This is a genomic window from Micromonospora sp. DT62, assembly GCF_049847285.1.
Taxonomy (GTDB): Bacteria; Actinomycetota; Actinomycetes; order Mycobacteriales; family Micromonosporaceae; genus Micromonospora; species Micromonospora reichwaldensis.
The window spans coordinates 140,764-157,141 of the sequence record NZ_JBNCOB010000005.1; the positions used below are offsets into that span (position 1 = coordinate 140,764).

Sequence of the window (16,378 nt, forward strand, 5' to 3'; positions counted from 1 at the left end):
CCGTGGGCGGTCGGTGGCGGCACACCCGCTCACCGGGCGAACGGCTCCAGCATCACCGAGGCGGCCTTCAGCCACGCCTGCCGGGTCTCCTGCTGGAGCTGGTGGTACTCGATCGAGGAGCCGGTCTCCAGCGCCGGGTCGTACGGCACCACGGCGACGGCCCGGGTACGGGTGGCGAAGTGCCGCTCCAGGTCGTCCTGCAACGGCGAGCGGCCCGGGGTGGGGCAGGAGATCAGGGTGATCGCGTTGTCGGCCAGCTCCCCCATCCCGACCTCGTGCAGCAGGTCCAGCATCCAGTCGGCGCTGAACGCGGCGTCCTCGCGGGGCACGGTGGTCACCACGAGCTGGTCCGCCGCCTGCATGACGGTGCGCCAGTTGGCGCTCTCCACGTTGTTGCCCGTGTCCACGCAGACCACGTCGTGGGTGCGCCGCAGCAACTCCAGCACCCGCCGGACGGTGAACTGGTCGAGCCGCTGGGCGAAGCGGGGGCTCTCCTCGCCGGCCAGCACGTCGTACGAGCCGTCGGAGGCGTGCCGCAGGTATTCGTCCAGGTGCGCCAGCAGCTCGGCGCCCTCCTTGATCTCGACGTGCGCGAGATCGCCGACCAGGTGCCGGATGGTGCGGGCGTGCCGGGCGCTGCCAGCGCGCAGCCCGAGCGTGCCGCGCAGCTCGTTGTCGTCCCAGGCCAGCACGCCCCGCCCCCGTACGCTGCCGACGGTCGCCGCGGCCAGCACGGTGGCGGTGGTCTTGTGCACGCCGCCCTTCGGGTTGGCGAACGCGAGCACCCGGGGGGAGCCCAGGTCGCGGCGGAGCACCCCGACGGCGCGCTCCACCTCGTTCTCGGTGCCGCGTGGGCGCCACTCGACGCGCGCCGGGTAGCCCCGCTCGGCGAGCGGCGGCGCGGCGGCGAGCGGCGGTACAACGGGCGGCGGCGCGGCGGCGAGCGGCGGTACAACGGGCGGCGCCGCGGCGGGCGGTGGCACGGCCGGCGGCGGCGGTGCGGCGGGCGGCGGCACGGCGGGCGGGGCCTGGTGGGCGCGTCGGGAGCGATAGCCGTTGTCGAGCACCGCGTAGCGGGACTCGACCGGGGGTGACTCGTGCCGGTAGCCGTTGTCCAGCACCGCGTAGCGCGACTCGACCGGCCCCGGGCCCCCGCGCGGCTCGGTCTCGATGCGGGGCGGCGGGGGCTGGGCCGGCACGCGGTACGCCGGCTCGGCCGGATACCCCGGGTCCGCCCGGTAGGTCGGCTCGACCGGCTCCGCCCGATAGGACGGCTCGATGGAGCCCGCCCGGTAGCTCGGCTCGATGGGATCCGCCCGATAGGACGGCTCGACCGGATCCGACCGGTAAGACGGCTCGACCGGATCCGACCGGTAAGACGGCTCGACCGAATCCGACCGGTAGGTCGGCTCGATGGGATCCGACCGGTAGCTCGGCTCGACCGGATCCGACCGGTAGGTCGGTTCGACCGGATCCAACCGGTAGCTCGGCTCGGGCGGGTGTTCGGGCTCCACCCGGTAGGCGGGGTCCAGCGGGTCCACCCGGTAGGCCGGCTCCACCCGGTAGGTGGCCTCGGCCCGGTAGCCCGCGTCGACCGGGCGGCCGTACTCCGCGCCGTACGGCGGTGGGCCGTCCGCGCCGTACGGCGGTGGGCCGTCCGCGCCGTACGGCGGTGGGCCGGGCTCCGGCGCGTACGGCTCGGGGGCCCGCCCGATGGCCGGCACCCGCGCGGCGTAGCCGTTGCCCGACGAGCGGCGGGGCAGCGGCTCCGGCGGGAGGGGCGGCGGATCGGCGTGTCGGTCGGCCTCGGCCTGCTCAGCCGTGCGGCTGCCGTGCCGGGCCCGGTCGAGCAGCGCCCGCCACCGCGGTGCTGGTTCGGCCGGCCGCCCCCAGCCGGTCTCGCTGCCCTCCAAGGCTCGCCCTCCCAGCGCCATCGATGCCCGTCTGACAGGCTACGAACGAAACCCTATTCGGACCACACCCGTCTACGCACCTTCGGTTCTTCCTCCCGTCACGGCACGGGCCCCCGCACGCCGTCGGCGCCGGCGTACGGGGAGGTCGACAGGACCGCTGGCGGCGACCCGCCGCCGGCCGGTCCGGCCGGTGTCGGTGATGGTCCCGTCACGCCCGGCGCGGGTTCCGACGTTTCGCCCACGGTCGGCTCCGGGGCACCGGCACACACGGCGGGATCCCCTCGTCGGATCGTCACGGGCGGGACGACGCTCAGTCGCGGAGGATCTCGAGCGCGCGGTCCAGGTCGTCAGGGTAGTCGCTGACGAAGCGCACCTCATCCCCCGTGCGGGGGTGCAGGAAGCTCAGCGACCGGGCGTGCAGCCACTGCCTGGACAGGCCGAGCCGGGCGGACAGGGTCGGGTCGGCGCCATACGTGAGGTCGCCCACGCACGGGTGCCGCAGCGTGGAGAAGTGCACCCGGATCTGGTGGGTGCGCCCGGTCTCCAGCCGGACGTCGACCAGGCTCGCCGCCGGGAACGCCTCCACCGTGTCGTAGTGGGTGATGCTCGGCTTGCCGCCGGAGACCACCGCCCAGCGGTAGTCGTGGGTGGGGTGCCGGTCGATCGGGGCGTCGACGGTGCCGCGCAGCGGGTCCAGGTGCCCCTGCACCACCGCGTGGTAGCGCTTCTCCACCTCGCGGTACTTGAACGCCCGCTTCAACGCGGTGTACGCCTGCTCGCTCTTGGCCACCACCATGATGCCCGTGGTGCCGACGTCGAGCCGGTGCACCACGCCCTGTCGCTCGGCAGCGCCGCTGGTCGAGATGCGGTGCCCGATGGCGGCCAGCGCGCCGATCACCGTCGGGCCGGTCCAGCCGGGGCTCGGGTGGGCCGCGACGCCGACCGGCTTGTCCACCACCACGATGTCGTCGTCGGCGTACACCACCCGCAGCCCGGGCACCGCCTGCGGCACCACGGTGGGCGGGGCGACCGGCGCGGGCAGGGTCACCTCCAGCCAGGAGCCGGCCTTCACCCGGTAGGAGTTCGGCCGGGCGGCCCCGTCGACCAGCGCGTCGCCGGCGTCGACCAGGGCCGCGGCGGCGGTGCGGGACAGCCCGAACAGCCGCGACACGGCCTGGTCGAGCCGCGTGCCGTCGAGGCCGTCGGGGACGGGCAGGGAACGGTGGTCGCCGCCGGCGGCGAAGGCGGCGGTCATGCCCGCTCCCGCTGTCCGGCGTCGGCCTGGGCCGCCGCCTCGTCGGTGGACTCGCCGTGGCCGATCCGGCTGCCGTCACGCTGCCGGCCGGTCAGCTCCAGCAGGAGGGCGAGCAGCACGCCGCAGACGAGGGCGCTGTCGGCCAGGTTGAACACCGGGAACACCCGGCCGTACGGGGCGAAGACGCTGACCATGTCCACCACGTGCCCCACGAACCAGCCCGGGGCGCGGAACACCCGGTCGGCGAAGTTGCCCAGCGCCCCGCCCAGCACCAGGCCCAGCGAGATCCCCCAGGGCAGCGAACGCAGGCGCAGCGCCATCCAGACGATCCAACCGACCACCCCGAGGGTGATCAGCGGGAAGACCCAGGTGTAGTCGGCGCCGATGCTCCACGCCGCGCCACTGTTGCGGGTCAGGCTGAGGTAGACCGCACCGCCGAGCAGCCTGACCGGCTCGCGGTCCTCGAGAGCGCCCAGGGCGAGGTGCTTGGTCGCCGCGTCGGCGGCGAGCACCGTGAGCGCGAGGCCGAACAGGGTGGCGGCGGCCCGGCGGTGGGGCGTGCCGGACCTCGGCTCGGCGCTGTCGGCACCCGGCTCAGTGCTGCCGGGCCCGGCGGGCGGTGCTTCGGACATCTGCTCCCCATCGACGCTCGCGGCGACGCGTCCGCGCCGCCTCCCATGGCCGCCGGGGAGCGGGCCTCAGCGCCGCTCCTCCAGCTGCTTGCACGTCACGCAGAGGGTGGCCGACGGGAAGGCGGCGAGCCGCTCCACCGGGATGGGGTTGCCGCACCGCTCGCACCAGCCGTAGCCACCCTCGTCGAGCCGCTCCAGCGCCCGCTCGACCTGCGTGATTCGTTCCAGGATGCTGTTGGCGAGTGAGATCTCCTGCTCACGCTCGAACGTCTTGGTCCCGGTGTCGGCCTGGTCGTCCCCGGCCGAGTCGGTCAGCCGGTCGCGCTGCAGCTCGGTGATCTCGCTCAGCGTCCGATCGTACTCGGCGCGCAACTCGTCGCGCCGCGCCGCCAGGGCCGCCCGGATCTTCTCGGTCTCCGCAGCGCTGCGGGTGGCCTTCGCCACCGGCTTCCGGCCTGCGGTCCTGGTGTCGGCTGGCTTCGCCATCGTCGCTCCCTCGGCCGCGGAACCGCGGCCTTCCGCGGCACCTGGACAGGGGCCGCCGGCATCGGCGCCCCCAGGTACAAAAGGGGCGCGCGGCGACGGGGCCGCGCACTCCGGAGATTCGCAAGAATACGGAACGTACAGGCGCACGACAACGTGCCGCTCCGACGTACCGGCGTTCGGCCCCTGGTCATCCCTAACCGGGGCAAAAGGAACGCTAGCAGATCACGCGGCGGGTCCCTGGCCGTACTCGCCAAACCAGCGGGCCAGCCGGCCCCGCCGACTGACCGCCCGCAGCCGCCGCTCCGCCTCGTCGCGCACCCCGGCCGTGGCCACGATCAACATGCTGTCGCCGGTCTTCAGCCGGAAGTCCGGGCCGGGCACGACGCCCGCCCCGTCGCGCAGCACCAGGGTCACCGAGGCGCCCAGCGGCAGCCGCAACTCGTCGACGTGCACCCCGGCCAGTCGGGAACCGGGCGGCACCTCCAGCTGGAGCAGGTCCGCGCCCATCCGCTCCAGCGGCGCCGTCTCCACCCGGATCTCGGTCGCCTCGGCCGGCGCGGTCACCCGCAGCCGGCGGGCCACCGGAGTCAGCGTCCCGGTCTGGAGCAGCGTGAAGATCACCACCAGTACGAAGACCGAGTCGAAGAGCCGGTCGGCGCCCGGCACCCGCTCCGACAGCGGAATGGTGGCGAGCACGATCGGCACCGCCCCGCGCAGCCCCGCCCAGGACAGGAACGCCTGCTCACGCAGGTCGAACCGGAACGGCAGTACGGACGCCGCCACCGACAGCGGCCGGGCCAGCAGCACCAGCGCCAGCCCGGCGACCACTGCCGGCAGCACCGCCGAGCCCAGCCGGCCCGGCGAGACGAGCAGCCCGAGCAGCACGAAGAGCCCGATCTGGGCCAGCCACGCCAGGCCGTCGGCGAAGCCGAGGATCGCCTGCCGGTGCGGCAGCCGGGCGTTGCCGAGGATCACCCCCGCCACGTAGACGGCGAGGAAACCCGAGGCGTGCAGCACCGCGCCGGCGGCGTAGGCGAACACGGTCAGCCCGACCGCCGCGATCGGGTAGAGCCCCGCCGACGGCAGCGCCGCCCGGCGCAGCGCCCACCGCCCGCCGACGCCGGCCGCCAGACCGACCGCCGCGCCGGCGCCCAGCTCGTAGCTGACCAGGGAGACTTCGTACCACCACGGGTGGGTGACGCCCTCCCGGGACAGCAGCACCACCAGCAGCACGACCGGGGCGTCGTTCATCCCCGACTCCGCCTCCAGGGTGGCCACCAGCCGGGGCGGCAGCCGCAGCCGGCGCAGCGTGGCGAAGACCGCCGCCGCGTCGGTGGAGGAGAGCACCGCGCCGTAGAGCAGGGCCAGCCGCCAGTCCAGTCCCAGCAGCAGGTGCACGACGAGGCCGACGACAAGGATGCTGACCACCACGCCGACCGTGGAGAGCAGTGCCGCCAGCCCGAGCACCGGACGCAGCGTGCTCCACCGGGCGGTCAGCCCGCCCTCGGCGATGATCACGATGAGCGCGCAGAAGCCCAGGGTCCGGGTCAGCTCGACGTCGTCGAAGCGGATGCCCAGCCCCGCCTCCCCGATCGCCACCCCGAGGGCCAGGTACGCCAGGAGGCTCGGCACGCCGAGCCGGGTGGAGAGACGGACCGCGCCGACCGCGACCAGCAGGACACCCGCACCGAGCAGGAGCGCGAGATCCAGCCCCGGCGTCACCGCCGCCCGGCCCCGGCGTCCGTCACCCGGCGGCCCCGTCACGCAGCCGGCGCAGTGCCTCCGTCAACTCCGGGGCGGGCCCCTCGACCAGGAAGAGCTTGTCGCGGCTGGCCGCGCCGGCCCGCAACGACACCACGGCCGGCCGTACGCCCAGCGCCCCGGCCAGCGCCCGCCGGGCCGCCTCGGTGGCCCGCCCGTCCACGGCGGGGGCGTGCACCGCGATCACCAGGGCCGGCCCGTGCGGCCCGTCGAAGCGGCCGCCGACGCGGGCCCGGGCGGAGCCGGGCTTCACCCGGACCGCGACGGTCAGCGTGGCGTCCATCAAGAAACGTCCCGCCGCTCAGATCCGACCGGCGTCGGCGAGCAGGGCGGTGTCGGGCGCGCAGCGTGCGCACGGGGTGAAGCCGAGGTCGACGGCCTCCGCGACCGGAAGCGGCTCGTGCTCCCGCCCCACGAGGTACGCGCAGTCGGCCAGGTGGTAGCGGGGCCGCCCGTCGACCACCCGCACCTCGGCGGCGAGGCGGGCCACCCGGGCGGCCTCGCCCGGGGTGACGTCCTGCGCGGGCGGCTCGTCGTCGTACGGCACGGCGGGGTCGGCGCCGGGCGTGGCGGCCGGGACGGTGCCGTCGGCCACCGGCGGCTCGGGCGGTTGCCGCCACCCGCTGCCGTCGGCGTAGACCGTGGAAGGAACGTGCTGGACGGGGATCTCCGGCTCCGCCGGCGGCCCACCGGCGGAGGCCGGTCCGGCCGGGCGGGTCGCCCGACGGGGTCGCCACCCCGGCCGGCCTGGATCCGCCGCCGCCCGGTCCGCGGCCGCCTGGCGGGCGCCCGCGACCAGCGCGACGGCGGCCAGCAGGCTGGCCGCGATGGAGATGGTCAGGAGAACGCTGGAGCCACCGGCCAGGCCGAGCACCAGCAGCACCACCGCGACGAGGATGAGCAGGAGACTGGCGACTATCACGGCTCACCCCCGCCGCGTCGTGCTGATGAGGCGAGGTCGGCGACCGTCATCGTGACGACGGTCGCCGACCGATGGTTCAGCGTCCGGTCTCGAGAGCGCCGGAGCGACCGCCGCCGCCGTAGGAGCCGGCGAGCCCTGCGGTGGCCAGGCCGTTGCCGCCGCCGGCGGCCCGGGTGCCCTCACCACCACGGGTCATCTCGACCTCCAGGCCCTGGCCGCGGCCGTCGAGGTCACGCAGCTGGCTCTCCAGGTATGCCTTGAGCCGGGTGCGGTACTCACGCTCGAACTGCTTGAGCTCCTCGATGTGCTTCTGCAGGGCCGTGCGCTTGGCGTCCAGGCCGCCCATGGCCTCCTGGTGCCGCTGGCGCGCGTCGCGCTCCAGGGCGTCGGCCTTGGCGCGGGCCTCGCGGGTGACCTCCTCGGCCTTGGAACGGGCCTCGGAGAGCAGCTGGTCGGCCTCGCGACGGGCGTCGGAGACGTGGTCGTCGGCGGTCCGCTGGGCCATCATCAGCACCCGCAGCGCCTGCTGCTCACCGTCGGCGCCGCCGACGGCCGGGCCACCGGCGGAACGGACCTGCTCCAGCTCGGCCTGCATCGCGCGGGCGGCCTGCTCGGCCGCCGCCTTGTCGCGCTGCACCCGGTCGAGCTGGGCCTTGACGTCGTTGAGCTCCGCCGCGAGACGGGCGTCGCCGCCGGGGCCGGCGGGGGCGCCACCACGGCCGCCGCGCTCCACCTGGGCGCGCAGCTCGTTGTTCTCCTCGATGAGACGGGCAAGCTCGCGCTCCACCTCGTCCAGGAAAGCGTCGACCTCCTCCTCGTCGTAGCCCCGCTTGCCGATCGGCGGCTTTTTGAAGGCGACGTTGTGGACGTCGGCCGGGGTCAGCGGCATCGAAACTCCTCGGGTCAGTTGCGGCCGCGAAAGCGCGTCGGTCATCAGACGGTGCCGATGATCGACCGCCTCAACACGAACTCCATCAGCACGAACAGGATAACCAGGAGCACAAGTGAGGCCAGGTCGATGCTCACGGTACCAATTCGCAACGGAGGGATCACACGCCTCAACGCGTTGAGAGGGGGATCAGTGACGCTCCACACGATTTCCAGCCCCACCGATGCCCCACGCCCCGGCTGCCAGCGTCGGCCGTACTGCAGGACGGCGCTCAGGACGAACCGGGCCAGCAGGACGAGCAGGAAGAAGTAGAGCACCAGATACAGCACTTGCAGCACGATCGACAACACGGCAGGCGACGTCCCTCGGGTCGGGCGGGGCTAGCTCAGGCTGAAGAAGCCGCCCTCGGCGATCTTGGCCTTGTCCTCCGCGGTGACCTGGACATTGGCCGGTGAGAGCAGGAACACCCGATTGGTCACGCGCTCGATCGTACCCCGCAGCCCGAACGCCAGGCCGGCGGCGAAGTCCACAAGTCGACGCGCGTCGGCCTCGTCCATCTCGGTGAGGTTGATGATCACCGGAACGTTGTCGCGGAAGTGCTCACCGATGGTGCGCGCCTCCCGGTACGTGGTGGGGTGCAGCGTGGTGATCTGGTAGCGCTGCTCCTCCTCGGCGACCACCGCACGCTCCCGGGGCTGCGCCTGCGGCGCCAGGGCCAGGTTGTCGCGGGTGTGGTAGGTCAGCGCGCCCGACGTGTCGCCGGCCGACGGCCGGGTGATGGAGCGGACGCTGGACCGCTCGGCCCGCTCCGCCCGGTCGGTGTCGCCCCGCTCGGCGTCGGCCGCCCGACCGGCGGCGCGCTCCGAGAGCCGGCCACGGTCGCTCAGCCGGGACCGGGGCGCCGGCGGCTCCTCGGAGTCGTCCTCGTCGTCGTCGGCGAACTCCTCCGAGTACCGGCTCTGCCGGTAACGTGAATCGCGGTAGCCACCCTTGTCGTAGCCACCATCGTCGTAGGCCCGCTCGTCGTCCTCTTCGACCAGACCGAGCCAGACCCCCGCCTTGCGCAGTGCACCCATCCCGCGCCCTTCCCGTCCGCCGTGCGGCACGCGCCCCCGTACCGTGTCGCTTGTCGCGAGTGGACCACTTCTGCCCACCGGGGCGGATCGGCAATCCCCTGGCACGCGATTCGCGTCGCATGCCACGACCCCCGACAACGGGACGCCGCTCCCCCAAACAACACAGATGTAATTTGCTTCCCGCGGTCAGGCTACCGCAGCGTGGGACGCATTCCGAGCAACGCGCTGCCGACGCGGACATGTGTCGCGCCGTACCGGATCGCGATCTCCAGGTCGCCGCTCATTCCGGCGGAGAGCGCGGCGGCTCCCGGGTGGACCGTCCGGAACCCGGCGGCCACCTCGGCCAGCCGGGCGAACGCCCGCTCCGGCTCCCAGCCCAGCGGCGCCACCGCCATCAGGCCGGCCAGCCGCAGCGCCTCCGCGCCGGCCACCGCCTCGGCCACCGCGCCGAGCCCGGCGCCCGGGTCGGCCGAGCCGGGCAGCGCCCCGCCCCGGGCCACGTCGCCGTCGATGCTCACCTGGACCAGCACGTCCAGCGGCCGGTCCCGCGCCGCAGCCGACGCCGCGTCCAGCGCCCGCGCCAGCCGGACACTGTCGACCGAGTGCACGACGTCGGCGTAGCGGACCACCGACCTGGCCTTGTTGCGCTGCAACTGCCCGATGAAGTGCCACCGGGGCGTCACCCCCGCCGCGGCCACCTCGGCCGACTTGGCGGACGCCTCCTGGTCGCGGTTCTCCCCCATGTCGACGACGCCGAGCCCGGCCAGGGCCACCACGTCCCCGGCCGGGTAGGTCTTGGTCACCGCGATCATGGTGACCTCGGAGTCGTCCCGACCCGCGGCGGCACAGGCGTCCGCGATCCGGGACCGTACGCGGCCCAGGCCGGCCGCGATCTCGGCGCGCCGGTCCGGGCGCACCGTGGCTGGGCTGTCGGTCATCGGCGGTACTCAGGAACCGTTCTTGAGGAAGTCGGGCACGTCGACGTCGTCGAAGAGCACCCGGCGGGGCGACTGCTGCGGGGCCGGCATGGTGGCCGGCGGCGCGACCGGGGCGCTCGGCTGCGCCGGCTGGTTCTGGTTGCTCTTGCGGGGCGGCTCGACCGCCTTGTACGCCGGCGTGCCACCGTCGAAGCCCGCCGCGATGACGGTGACCCGCACCTCGTCGCCGAGGGCGTCGTCGATGACGGCGCCGAAGATGATGTTGGCGTCGGGGTGGGCCGCGTCGGTGACGAGCTGGGCCGCGTCGTTGATCTCGAACAGGCCCAGGTCCGACCCGCCGGCGATGGAGAGCAGCACGCCGCGCGCGCCGTCCATGCTCTGCTCCAGCAGCGGGCTGGAGATGGCCGCCTCGGCCGCCTCCACGGCACGGTTCTCGCCCCGCGCGCTGCCGATGCCCATGAGGGCGCTGCCCGCGCCGCTCATGACGCTCTTCACGTCGGCGAAGTCCAGGTTGATCAGACCCGGCGTGGTGATCAGGTCGGTGATGCCCTGGACACCGGAGAGCAGCACCTGGTCGGCGGTGCGGAACGCGTCCATCATGCTGATGTTGCGGTCGCCGAGCGCCAGCAGCCGGTCGTTGGGGATGACGATCAGCGTGTCGCACTGGTTACGCAGTTCGTCTATTCCGGACTCCGCCTGCACCTGGCGACGCTTGCCCTCGAACGAGAACGGCCGGGTGACCACGCCGATGGTCAGCGCGCCGAGCTTGCGGGCGATGTTCGCCACCACGGGCGCGCCGCCGGTGCCGGTGCCGCCGCCCTCGCCGCAGGTCACGAAGACCATGTCGGCGCCCTTGAGCACCTCCTCGATCTCGTCGCGGTGGTCCTCGGCGGCGTTCTTGCCGACGTCGGGGTTGGCGCCGGCGCCGAGCCCGCGGGTCAGCTCACGGCCGACATCGAGCTTCACGTCGGCGTCGCTCATGAGCAGCGCCTGCGCGTCGGTGTTGATCGCGATGAACTCGACGCCCTTGAGCCCAACCTCGATCATCCGGTTGACGGCGTTGACGCCGCCGCCACCGATGCCGACGACCTTGATGACCGCCAGGTAGTTGTGCGGAGGTGTCATCTCCGGTCCTTTCCCTTCGAGATTGGCATGGGCCGACCGGGTAGGGCCTGGCCAGACCAGCGGCCGACGACAGCTGTCACCAGCGAGGATCAGGGTTGAACCCTCACCCTCTACTAGAGGCTTACTGTTATGTCAACCACTGATCCCCTTCGGGGCAACGTAAGCGCCCTCACGCGATGAGCCAAGGACCCGCTCGGCGTGTCGCCCCCGGAGCGGGGCGGGTCACGTCGTCGGTGGAGCGGCCGGTCACCGCAGGGTAACCACGTCGGGCGCGCTGACGTCGATGGTGTCGGCCTTCCGGTCGAGCAGGGCGCCGGCCACCCGGGCCTTGTCCGCGCCCCGGGTCGCGTCCCCCCAGACCACCACCCGGTCGCCGCGCAGCCGCAGCGTGATCCGGGCCAGCCCCTCGACGGTCACGTCCACCAGCTCGGCGCGCAGCTGCGGGGTGAGCGCGCCGAGCACCTCCAGCGCCGCCTGGGTCGACCCGTCGTCCGGGCCCGGCTCGGCGAGCCGGACCACCGGCAGGCCGTCCGGCGGCCGCGGCACGCTCCGGAAGACCACGCCTGCGCCGTCGATCACCACGAACTGCTCCCCGCGCGGCACCGCCGCCACGCCGGTGCGCTCCGTCACCCGCACGACCAGCGTGTCCGGCCAGTCCCGGGTCACCACCGCCCGCTGAACCGCCGGCAGCTCGCCGACCCGCCGCGCGGTGGCGGCCAGGTCCACCCGGGCCAGCGGGGCGTCGTCGGGCACCGCGGCCGCGTCGCGGACCTGCACCGTCGTGACCAGCGCGGCACCCTCGACGCGGACCTCGCGCACCCCGAACAGGCCGGTGCCGAGCAGGGTCCAGGCGACCAGACCGGCCGCCGCGAGCACGCCCGCGGCGACCGCCCACGGCAGCGCCGCGCGCATCCGACGCTGCCGGGCCCGGGCCATGAACCGACGGGTCGAGGCGGGGACCGCGTCGCTGCCGGCCCGGACCAGCTGCCACCGGCGCACCGGCCCGCGCCGGCCGCCGCCGTCAGCGCCGGTGGTGCGCCCCCGCGCCGGACCGGGACTCATCCGGCCGCGGGCGCCGCGCCGTCCGCGGCCGCGCCGCCGGCACCGCCGACGCCGGGGACGGTGCCGCCGATGGTCGTCGTCCCGCCGGCGTCGCCGCCGGGCGTCGTGCCCGTCGGCGCCGCCGGATCGGTGGTACGCGCCGAGAGCACGGCCAGCAGCTGGTCCCCCATCAGCGAGATCGGCGGGGCGCCCATGGTCACCACGACGTCACCGGGGCGGGCCCGTCGGGCCACCTCCACCGGCGCGGCCTCCCACGAGTCCACGAAGACCTTCCGCTCCGCCGGCAACGACACCGCCTCGATCAGCGCCGCCGATCCCTCCCCCGGCTCGCGCAGCTCGCCCGGGCCGAATACCTCCAGCAGCACCAACTCGTCGGCGATGGCCAGCGACTCGGCGATCTCCGCCTGGAGGTCGCGGGTGCGGTAGAGCCGGTAGGGCTGGAAGACCACGATCAGCCGGCCGTCCCCGGCCACCTCGCGCAGCGTCTGCAACGCCAGCGTCATCGAGGTCGGGTGGTAGGCGTACTCGTCGTAGACCAGCACGTCGTCCGCGACGCCCTTGCGCTCGAAGCGCCGCCGCACGCCGGGGAACGCCGCGAGCGCGCCCTCCGCCGCCTCCAGCGGCAGCCCCAGCAGGTACGCGGTCAGCACGGCCGAGGCGCTGTTGAGCCCCATGTGCCGCCCGGGCACCGGCAGCCGGAACTCGCCGAGCGACCGCCCGTCGATGCTCGCGATGTAGCGCACGCCCCGGGCCGACGAGGCGATGTCGGTCAGCCGCAGGTCGGCGTCGGCCGCCTCGCCGTAGGTGTGCACCCGGCGGCCCTCCGCGCGCAGCGTCTCGGCCAGCCGCCGGCTGCCCGGGTCGTCGGCGCAGGTGATGATGAAGCCGTCCGGGTCGGTGAGCCGGGCGAACTCGGCGAAGGCCGCCTCCAGCGTGGCGAGGTCGCCGTAGGTGTTCAGGTGGTCGGCCTCGACGTTGGTGATGATCGACACGTACGGGCGGTAGATGAGGAAGGAGCGGTCGCTCTCGTCCGCCTCGACCACGAAGTGCTCGCCCGTGCCGTGGTGGGCGCCCGAGCCGACCTCGGAGATCTCCCCGCCGATCACGAAGGACGGGTCCTGCCCGGCCTGCTGGAACACCATGGTGACCATCGAGGTGGTCGTGGTCTTGCCGTGGGTGCCCGCGACCGCCACCGTCCGGCGGCCCGTCATCGCGGCGGCCAGCGCCTCGGAGCGGTGCAGCACGCGCAGGCCGCGCCGGCGTGCCTCCACCATCTCCAGGTGGTCCTGCGGGATCGCCGAGGAGTAGACGACCGTGTCGACGCCGTCGAGGTTGGACGCCTCGTGGCTCATGTGGATCGTGCCGCCGAGGGCGCGCATGCCCGCCAGGGAGGGCCACTCCCGCAGCTCGCTGCCGGAGACCCGGATGCCCCGGGTCAGGAAGAGCCGGGCCAGCCCGCTCATGCCGACCCCGCCCACCCCGATCAGGTGGATCGTGCCCAGGTCCTCGGCGGTGAGCGTGCCGGCCGGGGTGAACTGTGCGGTGTTCATGCCGAGTACCTTCCCGTCGCGGTGCGCCCGGTCACGGGGCCACCGTCGTTCGCGACTGCGGGGCTCGCAAGCTCACTCCTCGCGCTCACGGGGCCACCGCCTCCAGGACGAAGTTGAGCAACGCCTCGTCGCCGTCGCGGCGGCCGTACGCGGCGGCGGCGGAGCCCATCGCGTGCAGCCGGTGCGGATCGCGGATCAGCGGGATGATCGTCCGCTCGACCCAGTCCGGCGTCAGCTCGGCGTCGTCGACGAGCAGCCCGCCGCCGGCCTCCACCACGGGCAGCGCGTTGCGCTTCTGCTCCTGGTTGCTGTGCGGGTACGGCACGTAGATCGTGGGCAGCCCGATGGCCGCCACCTCCGCGCAGGTCATCGCCCCGCCCCGGCCGAGCATCAGGTCCGCCGCGGCGTAGCCGGCCTCCATCTCGGACAGGTACGGCAGCGTCACGTACGGCACCGGCAGGTCGGTGGGGACCGGCACCGGCTCGTTGCGGGCGCCGATCACGTGCAGCACCTGCACCCCGTTGCGGGCGAGTTCCTTCGCCGCGCCGGCGACCGCGAGGTTGATCGAGCGGGCCCCCTGCGAGCCACCGGCGACGAAGAGCACCGGCAGGTCGGGGCGGAGTCCGAAGTGGGCCCTGGCGGCGTTGCGCATGGCGAACCGGTCCAGCCCGGCGATGCCCCGGCGCAGCGGCACGCCGACGACGCGGGCGTCGCGCAGGGCCTCGGCCTGGGCGGGCTGGTGCGGGAAGCCGACCGCCACGTGGCGGGTGAACCTCATCCCGAGCCGGTTGGCCACCCCCGGCGGCACGTTGACCTCGTGGATCACGATCGGCAGCTCGCGCCGCCAGGCGGCGAGGTAGGCCGGCACGGAGACGTACCCGCCGAAGCCGACCACCACGTCGGCGCGCACCTCGTCGATGACCTTGCCCGCGGCGCGGGCCGCGGTCCACATCCGGCCGGGGGTCTTGACCAGGTTCATGTTCACCGACCGGGGCAGCTGGTAGGCCGGGATCTGCCGCAGGTCGTAGCCCTGCGGCGGGATCAGCTCGTTCTCCAGGCCCTTCGGTGTCCCCAGGCAGGTGATCCGGACGCCGGGGTCGTGTCGGCGCAGGCAGTCGGCGAAGGCGAGCAACGGGTAGATGTGCCCCCCGGTGCCACCTCCCGCGAGCACCACCGAACGCAGCGGACCCATCAACGTCTCCTCTCGTCCGCCGACCCGCGGCGGGTCCGGGCCAGCCGGACACCGCGCGGTGCGGCCACATCGTCCGGCCGCCGCTCCCGCGACCGGGGTACGGACCCTCGGGCAGCCGGGGGCGCCGCCGGACGGCGGCGCCGCCCGGGAAGCGGCGGCAACGGGGCCCAGAGTAGTCGGACCCATCTGGCCGGCGGACGGGCATGCAGTGCTCTGGCGGCGTCGGGTTCGGCGCGGGCGAAGGAGGCGAGCATCCCGATGGCGGCGAGGGTGACGACCAGGGCGCTGCCGCCGTCGGAGATGAACGGCAGCGGCACACCGGTCAGCGGCAGCAGGCCGACCACCCCGCCGATGTTGATCACTGCCTGGCCGACCAGCCAGGTGGTCGCCGCCGCGGCGGCGAGCCGGCGGAACGGGTCGTCGACCCGGCGGGCGATCCGCAGCCCGGTGTACGCCAGCACGGCGAAGAGCGCCACCACCACGACGCACCCGACGACGCCCAACTCCTCGGCGACCACGGCGAAGATGAAGTCGTTCTCCGCCGCCGGCAGCCACTGCCACTTGGCGATGCTCTTGCCGAGGCCGACGCCGAACCAGCCGCCGTTCTCGATCGCGTAGCGGGCCTGGGCGATCTGGTAGCAGTCCTCCAGCTTGCACTGGTCCGGCGGCGGCGGGCTGATGAAGGCGGTCAGCCGCGCCAACCGGTAGTTCTTCGCGCCCACCTCGCCCGAGCCGGCACCGAGCGAGGCCACCGCGACCAGCAGGCCGATGCCGAGCAGGCCCACCGCGGAGAGCGCGGCGAAGACCCGCATCCGCACCCCGGCCGCCCAGAGCAGCCCCACCACCAGGGCCAGCAGGCAGAGCATCGTGCCCAGGTCGTTGTAGCCGACGAGGACGAAGAGCAGGCCCACCACCGGGAAGAGCGGGGTGGCCAGCTCACGCCACCAGCCCAGCGCGGCGCCCTTGCGGGCGATCACGTGGGCCCCCCAGAGCACCAGGGCGAACTTCGCGAACTCGGAGGGCTGCACCTGGATGCCGCCGATGAAGAGCCAGAGCAGCCGGGCCTCGACCGGGCCGATCTGGGCCGAGTCCTGCTTGGTCAGCCGGGCGTAGGCGAGCAGCAGGTTGAGCACCAGCAGCAGGCCGATGGCGGTGAACAGCAGCGGCCGGCCCAGCGTCCGGTAGGTCGTCGCCGGCAGCCGCTGGCACGCCCAGAACACGACGATGCCGATCACCGCGAAGATCGCCTGCTTGACCAGCGACGTCGAGGCGTTGCCGTTCTCCGCGTAGTCCCGGACGCTGGTGGCGGAGAAGACCATGGTGAGGCCGATCAGCAGCAGCAGGCCGGCGCTGGACAGCAGCAGGTGGTAGGAGGCCAGCGGTCGGTCCAGCAGCCCGCGCAGCGCGGCCAGCCCGCCCGCCGGGTCCAGCCCGCGCGGCACCTGGGGACCGGGATCGTCCGGTCCCCGCGTCGCGGCGGGCGCGTCGCGCGTACGCCTGCCTCCCGCCGACCGCCCGGACGTCCCCTCCGCCGTGACCTCTGTGCCTCGTCCCTCCCCCACCCGACCATCATGGCG

Annotated in this window: 16 protein-coding genes; all 16 read right to left on the minus strand. The window is 74.2% G+C overall.

What is annotated here, in order from left to right:
- Window positions 1-29 precede the first annotated feature (29 nt).
- Window positions 30-1,913 (minus strand): AAA family ATPase, encoded by a 1,884-nt coding sequence (locus ACPXCB_RS09925; protein ID WP_425874202.1) that lies wholly within the window; start codon window positions 1,911-1,913, stop codon window positions 30-32.
- A gap of 310 nt (window positions 1,914-2,223) precedes the next feature.
- Entirely contained in the window at window positions 2,224-3,168 is a 945-nt protein-coding gene (locus tag ACPXCB_RS09930; RefSeq protein ID WP_311411633.1) for an RluA family pseudouridine synthase, read from the minus strand.
- Window positions 3,165-3,800 (minus strand): signal peptidase II, encoded by a 636-nt coding sequence (gene lspA, locus ACPXCB_RS09935; RefSeq protein WP_425874204.1) that lies wholly within the window; start codon window positions 3,798-3,800, stop codon window positions 3,165-3,167. The genes ACPXCB_RS09930 and lspA overlap by 4 nt, the downstream gene beginning before the upstream one ends.
- A 66-nt stretch (window positions 3,801-3,866) precedes the next feature.
- Window positions 3,867-4,286 carry a TraR/DksA family transcriptional regulator gene (locus tag ACPXCB_RS09940; protein WP_121400566.1) on the minus strand — a complete coding sequence of 140 codons (420 nt, stop codon included), beginning with the start codon at window positions 4,284-4,286 and terminating at the stop codon, window positions 3,867-3,869.
- Between the two features lie 222 nt (window positions 4,287-4,508).
- Entirely contained in the window at window positions 4,509-6,008 is a 1,500-nt protein-coding gene (locus ACPXCB_RS09945; RefSeq protein WP_425874494.1) for a potassium/proton antiporter, read from the minus strand.
- Window positions 6,009-6,030: 22 nt separating this feature from the next.
- Window positions 6,031-6,330, minus strand: coding sequence for a DUF167 domain-containing protein (locus ACPXCB_RS09950; protein WP_151455895.1), 300 nt, complete (start codon window positions 6,328-6,330; stop codon window positions 6,031-6,033).
- Window positions 6,331-6,348: 18 nt separating this feature from the next.
- Complete coding sequence (locus tag ACPXCB_RS09955; RefSeq protein WP_425874205.1) at window positions 6,349-6,969, minus strand: hypothetical protein; 621 nt, start codon at window positions 6,967-6,969, stop codon at window positions 6,349-6,351.
- Between the two features lie 76 nt (window positions 6,970-7,045).
- Window positions 7,046-7,858, minus strand: coding sequence for a DivIVA domain-containing protein (locus tag ACPXCB_RS09960; RefSeq protein ID WP_311411629.1), 813 nt, complete (start codon window positions 7,856-7,858; stop codon window positions 7,046-7,048).
- Window positions 7,859-7,902: 44 nt separating this feature from the next.
- Window positions 7,903-8,208: a YggT family protein gene (locus tag ACPXCB_RS09965; protein ID WP_088999245.1), complete on the minus strand. Its 306-nt coding sequence runs from the start codon at window positions 8,206-8,208 to the stop codon at window positions 7,903-7,905.
- Window positions 8,209-8,238: 30 nt separating this feature from the next.
- A complete protein-coding gene (locus tag ACPXCB_RS09970; protein WP_151455892.1) occupies window positions 8,239-8,934 on the minus strand; it encodes a cell division protein SepF in 696 nt (231 codons plus the stop codon).
- A 191-nt stretch (window positions 8,935-9,125) separates the two neighbouring features.
- The gene (locus ACPXCB_RS09975; RefSeq protein WP_425874207.1) at window positions 9,126-9,872 is read right to left on the minus strand and encodes a YggS family pyridoxal phosphate-dependent enzyme; all 747 of its coding nucleotides are present in this window, start codon (window positions 9,870-9,872) and stop codon (window positions 9,126-9,128) included.
- A gap of 9 nt (window positions 9,873-9,881) precedes the next feature.
- Window positions 9,882-10,997: a cell division protein FtsZ gene (ftsZ, locus tag ACPXCB_RS09980; RefSeq protein WP_425874209.1), complete on the minus strand. Its 1,116-nt coding sequence runs from the start codon at window positions 10,995-10,997 to the stop codon at window positions 9,882-9,884.
- A 246-nt stretch (window positions 10,998-11,243) separates the two neighbouring features.
- On the minus strand, window positions 11,244-12,059 hold the full coding sequence (locus tag ACPXCB_RS09985; RefSeq protein ID WP_425874211.1) for a cell division protein FtsQ/DivIB: 816 nt from the start codon (window positions 12,057-12,059) through the stop codon (window positions 11,244-11,246).
- Complete coding sequence (gene murC / locus ACPXCB_RS09990) at window positions 12,056-13,609, minus strand: UDP-N-acetylmuramate--L-alanine ligase (RefSeq protein ID WP_425874213.1); 1,554 nt, start codon at window positions 13,607-13,609, stop codon at window positions 12,056-12,058. The genes ACPXCB_RS09985 and murC overlap by 4 nt, the downstream gene beginning before the upstream one ends.
- A gap of 85 nt (window positions 13,610-13,694) precedes the next feature.
- Window positions 13,695-14,801, minus strand: a complete 1,107-nt coding sequence (gene murG, locus ACPXCB_RS09995; protein ID WP_132236301.1) for an undecaprenyldiphospho-muramoylpentapeptide beta-N-acetylglucosaminyltransferase — start codon at window positions 14,799-14,801, stop codon at window positions 13,695-13,697.
- The gene (locus ACPXCB_RS10000) at window positions 14,801-16,213 is read right to left on the minus strand and encodes an FtsW/RodA/SpoVE family cell cycle protein (protein WP_425874496.1); all 1,413 of its coding nucleotides are present in this window, start codon (window positions 16,211-16,213) and stop codon (window positions 14,801-14,803) included. Before ACPXCB_RS10000 ends, murG begins: the two co-directional genes overlap by 1 nt.
- Window positions 16,214-16,378 lie beyond the last annotated feature (165 nt).